The organism is Aeromonas sp. 600948, assembly GCF_049174875.1.
In the GTDB taxonomy this organism is placed as follows: Bacteria; Pseudomonadota; Gammaproteobacteria; order Enterobacterales; family Aeromonadaceae; genus Aeromonas; species Aeromonas veronii_A.
Genome location: NZ_JAAKTY010000002.1, coordinates 232607 through 245253, shown reverse-complemented (window position 1 = coordinate 245253; position 12647 = coordinate 232607). Strand labels below are relative to the sequence as shown.

Sequence of the window (12647 nt, the reverse complement as noted above, 5' to 3'; positions counted from 1 at the left end):
AGGGGTATCGGCCAGGGAGGGACAAGCTTTAGCGCAAATGGATCAGTGGGGAGAGGCTCTCTCTATCAACTTGAAGCTGGCAATTCGTCCAGCCAGCTCCCGTGCCAACTGATCCAGTTCGACACTATTCTGCTGCAGGGTGACCGAGTGCTGGCGATGGGCCTCGTACACTTCGCGGATGGTCATTACGTTGTGCTGGATATCGTCCGTTACGTAGCGCTGCTGCTCGGTTGCGGTAGCCACCTGCGCCGTCATGTCACTCACCTTGCGCACCTCATTGACGATGTCGGTCAGCTCGTGACCCGCCCGCTGCGCTTCACTGACACTGAGGCCCGCCTGCTCGCTGCCCGACTGCATGGCCACCACCGCCTGAAGGGCTCCAGCCCGCAAACGGGAGAGCATCTGTTCGATATCATCTGCCGCCTGCTGGGTACGGGCAGCCAGTGAACGAACCTCATCGGCGACCACGGCAAAGCCGCGCCCCGACTCACCGGCACGGGCTGCCTCAATGGCGGCATTGAGGGCCAACAGATTGGTGCGATCGGAGATCTGCTTGATGAGGTTGAGTGCCTCGACGGCGGACTCGGTATCCTGATGCAGGTTGTTGACCAACAGCCGGGTCTCGTCGAGGGTGCCGGCCACCTGCTCGATGGCGGCGATAGTCTGATCCACCTCCTTGTCCCCCTGCCGGGCACGGCCAATGGCCTGCTGGGTCGCCAGTGAGGTCTGGGTCGCATTGCGAGCAATTTCGGCCACCGTCGAAGCCATTTCCGTTGCGGCGGTGGCAACCAGTTCAACCTGACCGACGCCACGCACCACACCTTCATTCACTTCGGCAATCACCTCGCTGGAGTTGCTGGCACTACGGGTCAATATCTCACAGGAGCGGCGCACCTCCAGCAACAAGCCTTCCAGATGCTGCAGAAAGTGGTTGAGATCCCGCGCCAATGCCCCAAGCTCGTCACCCGATTGCCAGTTGACCCTCACCGTCAGATCATTGTCATTGACGAGCCGTGAAAAGGTGCGATGCAGAGCGACGAAGCCCAGATGCACATCCCGCAGCACCTTCCAACTGATGAGGGTAGTCAACAGCAGGCAGCACAGAACCGCCATAGCCCCCCACCAGAAGTTGCGCTGACTCTCTCCCTGCATCTGCTCAACCCGTTCGAACAACTGCTGGAAGAGCTGATCTTCGCCCTGTTTGAGCTGGTCGATCTTCTCGGTGCTCACGGCAAACCAGCGCTCCGGATCGACGCCAAAGCTCCCCTCGGTCATCTTGCCCAGGGCGAGCTGCTCATATTTCGCGACCTCTGCCATCACCGGACTCTTCTCAATTTGCTCAAGCAGGCGTCGCTGCGGCTCGCTTGCCACGGCGCGAAAACGCTCCAGATAGCTCTGCTGGGCAGCGAGCAGGGACATAAATTGCTGCAAGGTAGCCGGGGTGAAACTCCCTTTGGCAAAGACATTGCTGAGGGTCGCCCGCTCCATCCCCATACGCTCCTTGTTTTGCAAAAATGCGGCGTAGGCATTGGTCTGCAAGGCAATAGCGGCATCCTGGCTACGCAGACTAATCTCATCCACGACCTTGAGCAGAGAAGCAATCAACTGGCTATAAAAGGCGACCTGACGCGGGGCCTCTATGGCCAGTTTGTCCACCTGATTGCGGATCCCCATCAACTCGCGCAAAGCCAGATCCACCTGCTCGTGGGCAACCCCCCTCTCCAACCCCTGAAAGCGATGAATGGCTTCATCAACCTGTTGCCGCTGACGTGGCAGGGCATCTGCAAATTTGCGCCCTTCAGAGCCGATAAACCCCGCCGACATGCCACGCTCCTTTTGCAGCTCGTGCACCAACTGGGCGCTGCGTTCGACCACAGTCAGCTGCTGCAGGGCTTGCGTCATCTCATGGGTCACCCGATATCTGTCGTATGCGTAGTGGCTGGCGAAAAACAGCAGCGCCAATAACGGCAGGCAAATTGCCAGCAACATCTTGCCGGCCAATCCGAGTCTGTTCATCCCGCACTCCTGTCATTTTTATCAACGCGTTGATTATATCCGGCCTGCTCGCTTATGCCGCTGACGACATCTGCCATTGGCCAGAACCATGAGCTGCATCAACCATTTTCTGTAGATGGCCACGCAGCCCCCCCATAGCCCAGCCCAATGGTCAGGTCGAGACAGCCAGAGAGAAACTCGCTACAGTAGATCAGGGCGACAGGAGGTCGCTTGTTTGGGGAATCCAGCCATGAAACACCCGCTCTGCCCGCTTTACCGTCTGGGTTGCGCCCTCTTCGCGGCGACCCTGCCCATGGCGTCACTCGCGGCCAGTAACAACCTTGACGATCAGGAGGAGGACTGGGCGCAAAAACGGGCCAATGCGGTGATCTCGCTGATGACTTTCAGCGTGGTGCCGGACATCACCGCCAGCAACCTGGACATCGGCAGCAGCACTGGCCAATCTTCTGCGCTCAACATGGGGCAACTGGGAGGCGGCGCAACCCTGAGCGAAGCCGTGCCCATCTATCTGGAGGGGGCGCTGGGCTACAGCCGCTACGACCCCCAGTTTGTGATAAGCAATGGTACCGAAAGTCGCACCATACCGACCAAGTGGAATAGCCTGACCGCCTCGGGCGGGATCGGCTGGGATGTCACCCTTCACAAAGATCCGCGTGGCGGCCACTGGGTGCTGCGCCCCATAGCCAACGTCTCGCTCGGTACCATGGCCAGTGACCTGCGGATCGGCAACTGGCTGCTGGATCGTACCAAGGGCTACTCGCTGGACTTTCTCGATGGGGGTCAGCTCAATATGTACGGGCTGGGTGGCTCGCTGATGCTCGATTACGAACTCTTTTCACCGGCCCAGGACATAGATGCCGAACTGCGCTACTCCTATCAGCACCTGCAGAGCTTTGGCGGCACCTCGACCAGCGTCCGTGGTCACGCCGAGGCGGAGAACCTCGGCCTCTATCTGCGCCGCCGCGCCCCGCTGTTCCACTGGACCCTGCTCGACAGACCGGTGCGCTATGTACTGGAGGGGGCTCATACCGCATATCTGGGGGAGCAACGGGGGTTGCTTGGCTTTGACTCCCTCAACTCCATCGGCGCCGGTCTGGAGCTGGACAGCAGCAAGTACGACATCATTGTCACCCGTACCCGGCTGGTTGCCCGCTACATGTTCAGCCACAACACCAGCGGTTATTCCATCGGGCTGGCCATGAGCTTCTAACCCGGGCTGCCAGAGGGGCATCCTCCGAGTCGCATCATGCAGCTATCACCGCCACCATAAAAAACGCCAGCCTTGCGGCTGGCGTTCTCATTGGGGTTGAAGTGACTTATTTCAGATCGAAACGGTCATTGTTCATCACCTTGACCCAGGCCTTGACGAAGTCTCGGACGAACTTCTCCTTGCCATCTTGCTGGGCATAGACCTCGGCGTAGGCACGCAGCACCGAGTTGGAGCCAAACACCAGATCAACCCGGGTAGCAGTCCACTTCACCGCACCACTCTGGCGATCCACGATCTGGTAACTGTTGCGGCCAGTCGGCTGCCAGCTATAGGCCATGTCGGTCAGGTTGACGAAGAAGTCGTTGCTGAGCACACCGACCCGGTCGGTAAAGACGCCGTGGGCCGACCCGCCATGGTTGGTGCCAAGCACCCGCATACCGCCGACCAGCACAGTCATCTCGCGGGCGGTAAGCCCCAGCAACTGGGCACGGTCGAGCAGCATCTCCTCCGGCTGCACCTTGTAGTGCCCCTTCTGCCAGTTGCGGAAACCATCGTGAACCGGCTCGAGGAAGGCGAACGACTCGGCATCGGTCTGTTCGGCGCTGGCATCGCCGCGGCCCGGCGCAAAGGGAACGACGATATCGACGCCAGCCAGTTTGGCCGCCTGCTCCACCGCTGCGCTGCCACCCAGCACAATCAGGTCGGCGATGCTGACCGGCTTGCTCAGGGAGGCCTGCAGGGCGATCAGGGCGTTGAGCACCTTCTCGAGGCGAGCGGGCTCGTTGCCTTCCCACTCTTTCATCGGCGCGAGACGGATGCGAGCACCGTTGGCACCACCGCGATAATCGGAGCCGCGGAAGGTGCGGGCACTGTCCCATGCGGTGGCGATCAAATCGGTTGGCGCCACGCCGCAGGCCAGCAGTTTGGCCTTGATCTCACTAACCTCTTTGTCAGAGAGCTGGTAATCCACCGCCGGAACCGGATCCTGCCACACCATGACTTCGCTCGGCACTTCTGGCCCCAGATAGCGGCTGCGCGGCCCCATGTCGCGGTGGGTAAGCTTGAACCAGGCGCGGGCAAAGGCGTCGGAGAAGAGCGCTTGATCCGCGGCAAAGCGCTCGGAGATCTCCCGATAGACGGGGTCAAAACGCAGCGCCATGTCCGCATCGGTCATGATGGGGTTGCAGCGGATAGAGGGGTCTTCCACGTCCACCGGACGATCTTCCTCCTTGATGGCGACGGGCTCCCACTGCCAAGCACCGGCCGGGCTCTTCTTGAGCCACCAGTCGTGGCCCAGCAGCATCTTGAAGTAGCCGTTGTCCCAGCGGGTCGGGTTGCTGGTCCAGGCACCTTCGATCCCGCTGGTCACCGTATCACGGCCGATACCGCGGCTCTCGTGGTTGATCCAGCCAAGCCCCTGTTCGTGCACATCCGCCCCTTCGGGGGCTGGTCCCAGTTTGGCTGCGCTGCCGTTGCCGTGGGCCTTGCCGACGGTGTGGCCACCGGCGGTGAGGGCGACGGTCTCTTCGTCATTCATTCCCATACGGGCAAAGGTGACGCGCATGTCGTGGGCGGTTTTCAGGGGATCGGGATTGCCATCCACCCCTTCCGGGTTGACGTAAATCAGCCCCATCATCACCGCGGCCAGCGGGTTCTCCAGATCCCGTTCGCCGCTGTAACGGCTCCCTTCGCTACCGCTCGGTGCCAGCCACTCCTTCTCGGAACCCCAGTAGACATCTTTTTCCGGATGCCAGATATCCTCGCGGCCACCGGCAAAGCCGAAGGTCTTGAGCCCCATGGACTCATAGGCGACGTTGCCCGCCAGGATCATCAGGTCAGCCCAGGAAATCTTGTTGCCGTACTTCTGTTTGATCGGCCACAGCAGACGGCGTGCCTTGTCGAGGTTGCCGTTGTCAGGCCAACTGTTGAGGGGGGCGAAGCGCTGGTTGCCGGTGTTGGCACCGCCGCGCCCGTCGGTAGCGCGATAGCTGCCGGCGGAGTGCCAGGCCATGCGGATCATCAGGCCGCCATAGTGACCCCAGTCTGCCGGCCACCAAGGCTGGCTGTCGGTCATCAGGGCATGCAGATCTGCCTTGAGGGCATCGTAATCGAGGCTGTTGAAGGCATCGGGATAATCGAAAGTCTCATCCATCGGATTGGTCTTGCTGTCATGCTGGTGCAGGATGTCGAGGTTGAGGGCATTGGGCCACCAGACTTGATGCTCCTGGCTGGCAGAGGTATTGGCACCGTGGGCAAAGGGGCACTGACCGGCCCCGCTAGCGTGTTTGTCCATCTATCAGATCCTCATTGTGGTCATAATGACGGCGAAACCCTTCGCTTCGCAGTAGAGACTAGCCTACCCCCCACTAGTCACTTAAAAAACCGAATAAAAAAGTTCAATTCAATCTGGTTTTGCGATTGAACTATCTCGTCACCGGGTAACAAACAGAACAATGCAGGCGCTTGCAGAGTAGTAGTGGCATAGATCACACACGCTTGTTGAACCCACTGTTAACATGTTGCCATTGCACATCAGACGACAGCGTTGAAATGGACTTCACACCCGTTATTGCGGTTCTGCTGGGCCAGCTCTGGTATCTGCTGCCCCTGCTGTTGCTGGCCACCCTGATCAAAACGCCCAGGTTCAAGGGGATGGTTGGGGAGGCATTTATCAACTTGGGCATCCGGCTCTTTCTCGACAAGCGGGAGTACCACCTGCTCAAGAACGTGACCCTGCCGACCCCGCAGGGCACTACCCAGATCGATCATGTGATCGTCTCGCGCTTCGGGCTGTTTGTGATCGAGACCAAGAACATCAAGGGGTGGATATTTGGCAATCCAGCCCACAAGAGCTGGACCCAGCAGCTCTATCGCCGCAGACATACCTTTCAAAATCCCCTGCGCCAAAACTATCTGCACCTGATGACGCTCAAATCCTTGCTGGGTCTTGCTGATCATCAGCTCCATTCAATTATCTACTTTATTGGCGACTGCACCTTTAAAACCCCCATGCCGGATAACGTGATGAACCGTGGGCTTATTCGCTATATCAAGAGTAAAACCACGCAGGTGTTGACCTCTGCCGACGTCACCAAAGTGATCGACAGCATCCAGCGGGGACGACTGGCCGCCAATTGGCAGACCCATAACCAGCATGTGGCGCAGTTGAAAGCACGTCACAGCGAGGTTCCCCACCCACCTTTATCCGTAGCTGCAATGCCTGTCGTCAATCAGGTGGTGAACGCCGCGCCCACCATCACCGAATCGAGCCCTCAAGCAAATCCACTATGCCCCAGATGCGGCAACCCGATGGTATTGCGTACCGCCAAACGGGGGGATAACCGAGGCAATCGGTTTTGGGGATGCAGTGGATACCCCAAATGCAGATCCATTGTAAATCTCACGGGGAACAGCAAGGCATGAACAGCCACACAAGGGAAACTCACCTGACATCAAGGGCGGCCAATTGGCCGCCCTTGATACTTCTTAGCGAATCGTCGCCATCTGCCGCACGCATCGCTGTTCTCTGTCATCCACCCGCTTGGCAAACCAGGCGGTGGTGAGGTTGCGGGTAATTTTCGGGCTCTTTAGCTGAATGCCGGGCAGGATGGCGCGGGGCAGTCGCTTGCCCGCTTGCTTGTCGGCCAGGCTAAAGATGCGATGGTAGAGGTCGGTCTCGGCAAATTCGGCGGTATCCCCTTTGCGCAGGCTCTGGTGGATCGCCTGTTTGCTCATATTGACCCGGTTGGCGAGGGTGTAGACGGCAAGCTCGGTATTGCCCGGCAGATCCGAGTCATAGCGGATCAGATCCCCGTCCAGCGCCAGAGTTTTGCCACTCAAGCGGCTGACGGCGGCCTGAAAAGCGGCATTGCGGCTGGCGTACCAGCCGGCGTTGAAATCGGCAAAGCGGTAGAGGGTATCCGGGTAGTCGGCGGGATAACCGAAGATATGTTTGGTGCCAAACCAGATGCCGCCGCGACGGGTAAAGACTTCGTGGCGGATGGAATCCTTGATTGGATAGGGGTAGCCACGGGCGTTGGCCTCGGCAAAGGCGATGCTCACCTGCATCGGACCGCCGGTATGCACCGGGTTGAGGTTGCCAAACAGCGTCTTGCCCATCGGCAGCATGCTGATCATGTCTTCGAAAATTTCGCTCATCTCCCGCTCGGTACGCAACTTGTCGATCCGCTCGGCGTAGCTCTTGCCGGTGGGCGAGTTGATGGAGAGCGCGGCCCGCACCATAAATTCGGGGATCAGCAGCTTGGCTGCCCGTGAGTTGATCTCTTTCCAGGCGATCTTGCCAAGGCCCGGCACCACGGGGTCGGCCTGATAAGTAGCTTCCTGCTCCGCCACCGCCAGCACGCTACAGACATTGTGATCATTGACCGTCACCCCCTGGGTGGTGAGCGCCGTCACCACGTCGTTGGCCCACCCCTGTTTGTCAGGCACCTGACGGGGCAAGAAGCGCACGATGCGGCTCTTCATATCCGCCGGTTTGCGCGGCTGCATGGCAGGCGGCGTTTTGGGGTTGCTCACGCTCGCCTCTTTGGTGGGCGCGGAGGCGGGATCACTGGCACAACCAGCCAGCAACAAGGCAGAGCAGAAGGCAAGAAGACGACAGGAAGGCAAAGCGGTCATAAGCATGTCCATTTTTTGTAGGCCCTACAGGCAGCGCCGCTGGCACTGCACTGACAAGCAAAGTGGGGCCATTGTAGAGGATTGCCTGCTGCAGTTGAAACCCGCGCTCGCAGCATCCCCTCCCCTTGCCAGCTTTTACCACCCCACGCGCCATCCGTTGTCTGCGATACGGAACTCATGACCTTCCTAAATGGCTCACCCGCTCCGAACCGAACGCTTAGCGACAGATAAAAAGAAACCCCCACCATCGCTGGCGGGGGTTGGTCGTCTGGCAAATCGGGCTGATGCCCGCTGCAAACGCTTAGCGGTTTTTCACCTTCTGGTGCAGCTCCTGCACCGAGTTGACGTTAGCGGTGGCATCCACGCTGATGGCCATGCAGGTGGCAAACGCCTCATTCATGGTGGTGGTATACGCCACCTTGTTCTGCAAGGCGGCGCGACGCAACTGCTTGGAGTCCTGGATCGCCACCCGCCCTTCGGCGGTGTTGACGATGTAGGTGTACTCGCCATTCTTGATGCGATCCAGAATGTGCGGGCGACCTTCATGCACCTTGTTGACCAGACGCGGGTTGATGCTCGCTTCACCCAGCGCGACCGCGGTGCCGTGAGTGGCATCCAGCTCGTAACCCAGCTCCAGCAGCTTGGCAGCCAAGTCGACAACCTGCGCCTTGTCGCTGTGACGCACTGACAAGAGGGCACGACCCTCTTTCGGTACGGCGTGGTTGGCACCCAGCTGCGCCTTGGCATAGGCCTCGGCAAAGCTGCTGCCCACACCCATTACCTCACCGGTAGAGCGCATCTCTGGCCCCAGCAGCGGGTCAACTCCCGGGAACTTGGCGAACGGCAGCACCACCTCTTTCACCGAGTAGTAGGGCGGGATGATCTCTTTGGTAAAGCCCTGTTCTTTCAGGCTCTGACCGGCCATCACGCGGGCGGCAATCTTGGCCAGCGGGGCACCGGTCGCCTTGGAGACGAACGGCACGGTACGGGCGGCGCGCGGGTTCACCTCGATGAGGTAGATGTCATCGCCCTTGACCGCGAACTGCACGTTCATCAGGCCGATAACGCCGAGCTCCAGCGCCAGCTTGCGCACCTGCTCGCGGATCTCGTCCTGAATCTTCTTGGACAAGGTATAGGGAGGCAGGGAGCAACCGGAGTCACCGGAGTGGATACCGGCCTGCTCGATGTGCTCCATGATGCCGCCGATGACTACATCGGTGCCGTCGCAGATGGCATCCACGTCCAGCTCGGTCGCATCGTCCAGGAAGCGGTCCAGCAGCACCGGCGATTCGTTAGAGACGCTCACCGCCTCGGCGAAGTAGCGACGCAGATCCTGCTCGTCATAGACGATTTCCATGGCGCGGCCACCCAGCACGTAGGAGGGGCGAACCACCAGCGGGTAGGTGATACGCTCGGCCAGCAGCACGGCCTGCTCCAGCGCGGTGACGGTGCCGTTTTCCGGCTGCTTGAGGCCGAGGCGCTCGACGGCAGACTGGAAGCGCTCGCGGTCTTCGGCGCGGTCGATGGCATCCGGGCTGGTACCGATGATCGGCACGCCGTTGGCTTCCAGTGCACGGGCCAGTTTCAGCGGGGTCTGGCCACCGTACTGAACGATGACGCCCTTGGGTTTTTCGATGCGCACGATTTCCAGCACATCTTCCAGGGTCACCGGCTCGAAGTAGAGACGATCGGAGGTGTCGTAATCGGTAGAGACGGTCTCCGGGTTGCAGTTGACCATGATGGTCTCGTAACCGTCTTCGCGCAGGGCCAGCGCTGCGTGCACGCAGCAGTAGTCGAACTCGATACCCTGACCGATACGGTTCGGGCCGCCACCGATGATCATGATCTTGTCACGGCTGCTCGGGGCCGCTTCGCACTCCTCGTCATAGCTGGAGTACATGTAGGCGGTGTTGGTGGCGAACTCGGCGGCGCAGGTATCGACCCGCTTGTAGACCGGGAAGATGTTGTGGCGGGCACGCAGCTTGCGCACTTCCCCTTCGGCCACACCGAGGATCTTGGCCAGACGGGCATCGGCAAAGCCTTTGCGCTTGAGGGCACGCAGGAAGTCGGCATCGAGACCGGCCATGCCGCGCTCTTTCACCTCTTCTTCCAGCTTCACCAGGTCTTCAATCTGCACCAGGAACCAGGGGTCAATCTTGGTCAGCTTGAAGATACCGTCCATGGAGAGACCGGCGCGGAACGCATCGGCGATATAGAAGATACGGTCGCTACCGGCGTCCTGCAGCTCGTGACGGATGCGGGTCAGGGAGTCCGGGGCATTGAGGTCAACCATGGGATCGAAGCCGGTTTTGCCGGTTTCGAGGCTGCGCAGCGCCTTGTGCAGGGACTCCTGGAAGTTGCGGCCGATGGCCATCACTTCGCCGACCGACTTCATCTGGGTCGTCAGACGATCGTTGGCACCGGCGAATTTTTCGAAGTTGAAGCGCGGCACCTTGGTGACCACGTAGTCGATGGCCGGCTCGAAGGAGGCCGGAGTGCGACCGCCGGTGATATCGTTCATCAGCTCGTCGAGGGTGTAACCGATGGCGAGCTTGGCAGCGATCTTGGCGATGGGGAAACCGGTCGCCTTGGAGGCCAGCGCGGAGGAGCGCGACACCCGCGGGTTCATCTCGATGATGACCATGCGGCCATCTTTCGGGTTGATACCGAACTGGACGTTGGAGCCGCCGGTCTCGACACCGATTTCGCGCAGCACCGCCATGGAGGCGTTGCGCATCAGCTGGTACTCCTTGTCGGTCAGCGTCTGGGCTGGCGCGACCGTGATGGAGTCACCGGTGTGGATACCCATGGGGTCGAAGTTCTCGATGGCGCAGACGATGATGCAGTTGTCGTTGCGATCCCGCACCACTTCCATCTCGTACTCTTTCCAGCCGATCAGCGACTCGTCGATGAGCAGCTCTTTGGTCGGCGACAAGTCCAGACCGCGCTCGCAGATCTCGACGAACTCTTCGGTGTTGTAGGCGATGCCGCCACCCGAGCCGCCCATGGTAAAGGAGGGACGGATGATGCAGGGGAAGCCGACCATCTGCTGCACGCCCCACGCCTCTTCCATGTTGTGGGCGATGCCGGCACGCGGGCACTCGAGGCCAATGCTGCGCATCGCCTTGTCAAAACGGGAGCGATCTTCGGCCTTGTCGATGGCGTCGGCGGTGGCACCGATCATCTCGACACCGAACTCGGCCAGCACGCCATGCTTCTCCAGTGCCAGTGCGCAGTTGAGCGCAGTCTGGCCGCCCATGGTGGGCAGGATGGCGTCCGGGCGCTCTTTCTTGATGATTTCGCGCACCACTTCCCAGGTGATGGGCTCGATGTAGGTGGCGTCTGCCATCTCCGGGTCGGTCATGATGGTGGCCGGATTGGAGTTGACCAGAATGACGCGGTAGCCCTCCTCGCGCAGGGCTTTGCACGCCTGGGCGCCGGAGTAGTCAAATTCGCAGGCTTGGCCGATGACGATGGGGCCGGCGCCGAGGATCAGGATGCTCTGAAGGTCATTACGTTTTGGCATGAAACTCTTTCCTCTATTTCTTAGGCGCGATACTGCTTAATCAATTCAATAAAGTGGTCAAAGAGACCGGCACAGTCGTGCGGGCCCGGACTCGCTTCGGGGTGCCCCTGGAAGCTGAAGGCCGGACGGTCGGTGCGATGGATACCTTGCAGGGAACCATCGAACAGGGAGACGTGGGTGGCGCGCAGGCAATCCGGCAGGCTGTTCTCGTCTACCGCAAAGCCGTGGTTCTGAGCGGTGATCATGACGGTGTTGTCATCGAGGCTCTTCACCGGATGGTTGGCACCGTGGTGGCCAAACTTCATCTTGACGGTCTTGGCACCGGAGGCCAGACCCAGCAACTGGTGACCCAGACAGATGCCGAATACCGGCGTGTTGGTATTAAGGAAAGCCTTGATGGCCTCGATGGCGTAGTCGCACGGCTCGGGGTCGCCGGGGCCGTTGGAGAGGAAGATGCCATCCGGGTTCATCGCCAGTACCTCGGCGGCCGGGGTCTTGGCCGGTACAACTGTCAGGCGGCAGCCACGGTCAACCAGCATCCGCAGAATGTTGCGCTTGACGCCAAAGTCATAGGCCACCACGTGGTATTTCAGCTCGTCGGCATCCGGGGTGACATGCCCCTTGCCAAGCTGCCAGCTCCCTTCGGTCCAGTTGTACGCTTCACCAACCGTCACCTCTTTGGCCAAGTCCATCCCCTTCAGACCGGGGAAGGCGCGGGCCTGTTCGAGAGCATAGGCTTCATCGACCTGTTTCCCGGCCAGAATGCAGCCAGCCTGAGCGCCTTTCTCGCGCAGGATGCGGGTCAGTTTACGGGTGTCGATGTCGGCGATGCCAACGATGTTGTGAGACTTGAGGTATTCGGAGAGGGATTGCTGATTGCGGAAATTGGAGGCAAGTATCGGAAGGTCCCGGATGATCAATCCCTGAGCATGGATCTGACTGGACTCTTCATCTTCGCTGTTGGTGCCGGTGTTGCCTATATGGGGGTAAGTGAGGGTGACTATCTGACGGGAATAAGAGGGATCGGTGAGGATTTCCTGATAGCCCGTCATCGACGTATTGAAAACCACTTCACCAACGGAACATCCCTCGGCGCCTATCGACACGCCTTTGAATACAGTTCCATCTTCCAGCACTAGCAATGCAGTGTGATTCAAGACAACCTCCAGTTATTTAGCTTTAAATTCAGCAATTTACCTGGGTGTTGCGGGCTCGGTTCCGGTCTTGGGCAGGACTCGAACCCGGCAGATTTCTGGC

At 59.9% G+C, this 12647-nt stretch carries 7 protein-coding genes; 2 read left to right on the top strand and 5 right to left on the bottom strand.

The annotated features are described in order from the left end of the window. Positions 1-42: 42 nt before the first annotated feature. Positions 43-2016 (bottom strand): methyl-accepting chemotaxis protein, encoded by a 1974-nt coding sequence (locus G5182_RS02785; RefSeq protein WP_421254165.1) that lies wholly within the window; start codon positions 2014-2016, stop codon positions 43-45. A 292-nt stretch (positions 2017-2308) separates the two neighbouring features. On the opposite strand from G5182_RS02785, the gene G5182_RS02780 reads away from it, so the two are divergent. Continuing rightward, positions 2309-3226: an autotransporter domain-containing protein gene (locus G5182_RS02780; RefSeq protein ID WP_227343024.1), complete on the top strand. Its 918-nt coding sequence runs from the start codon at positions 2309-2311 to the stop codon at positions 3224-3226. A 106-nt stretch (positions 3227-3332) separates the two neighbouring features. Here the strand turns inward: G5182_RS02780 and katG are convergent, their stop codons facing one another. Beyond that, positions 3333-5519 carry a catalase/peroxidase HPI gene (gene katG / locus G5182_RS02775; protein ID WP_421254164.1) on the bottom strand — a complete coding sequence of 729 codons (2187 nt, stop codon included), beginning with the start codon at positions 5517-5519 and terminating at the stop codon, positions 3333-3335. 257 nt (positions 5520-5776) lie between these two features. On the opposite strand from katG, the gene G5182_RS02770 reads away from it, so the two are divergent. Continuing rightward, positions 5777-6649, top strand: a complete 873-nt coding sequence (locus G5182_RS02770) for an NERD domain-containing protein (RefSeq protein ID WP_421223671.1) — start codon at positions 5777-5779, stop codon at positions 6647-6649. A 63-nt stretch (positions 6650-6712) separates the two neighbouring features. On the opposite strand, the gene G5182_RS02765 is transcribed toward G5182_RS02770, so the two are convergent. The 3 genes from G5182_RS02765 to carA all read right to left on the bottom strand — a co-directional run bounded on the left by G5182_RS02765 (position 6713) and on the right by carA (position 12547). Continuing rightward, positions 6713-7864 carry a DUF1615 domain-containing protein gene (locus tag G5182_RS02765; protein WP_421223669.1) on the bottom strand — a complete coding sequence of 384 codons (1152 nt, stop codon included), beginning with the start codon at positions 7862-7864 and terminating at the stop codon, positions 6713-6715. Between the two features lie 301 nt (positions 7865-8165). Then, entirely contained in the window at positions 8166-11390 is a 3225-nt protein-coding gene (gene carB, locus G5182_RS02760; RefSeq protein ID WP_421254163.1) for a carbamoyl-phosphate synthase large subunit, read from the bottom strand. A 20-nt stretch (positions 11391-11410) separates the two neighbouring features. Continuing rightward, a complete protein-coding gene (carA, locus tag G5182_RS02755) occupies positions 11411-12547 on the bottom strand; it encodes a glutamine-hydrolyzing carbamoyl-phosphate synthase small subunit (RefSeq protein ID WP_421254162.1) in 1137 nt (378 codons plus the stop codon). Between the last annotated feature and the right edge of the window lie 100 nt (positions 12548-12647).

Excerpts from the sequence above, each read along its gene's own strand:
- G5182_RS02785 (WP_421254165.1), bottom strand. The coding sequence starts at position 2,016 with ATGAACAGACTCGGATTGGCCGGCAAGATGTTGCTGGCAATTTGCCTG.
- G5182_RS02780 (WP_227343024.1), top strand. The coding sequence starts at position 2,309 with ATGGCGTCACTCGCGGCCAGTAACAACCTTGACGATCAGGAGGAGGAC.
- katG (WP_421254164.1), bottom strand. The coding sequence starts at position 5,519 with ATGGACAAACACGCTAGCGGGGCCGGTCAGTGCCCCTTTGCCCACGGT.
- G5182_RS02770 (WP_421223671.1), top strand. The coding sequence starts at position 5,777 with ATGGACTTCACACCCGTTATTGCGGTTCTGCTGGGCCAGCTCTGGTAT.
- G5182_RS02765 (WP_421223669.1), bottom strand. The coding sequence starts at position 7,864 with ATGACCGCTTTGCCTTCCTGTCGTCTTCTTGCCTTCTGCTCTGCCTTG.
- carB (WP_421254163.1), bottom strand. The coding sequence starts at position 11,390 with ATGCCAAAACGTAATGACCTTCAGAGCATCCTGATCCTCGGCGCCGGC.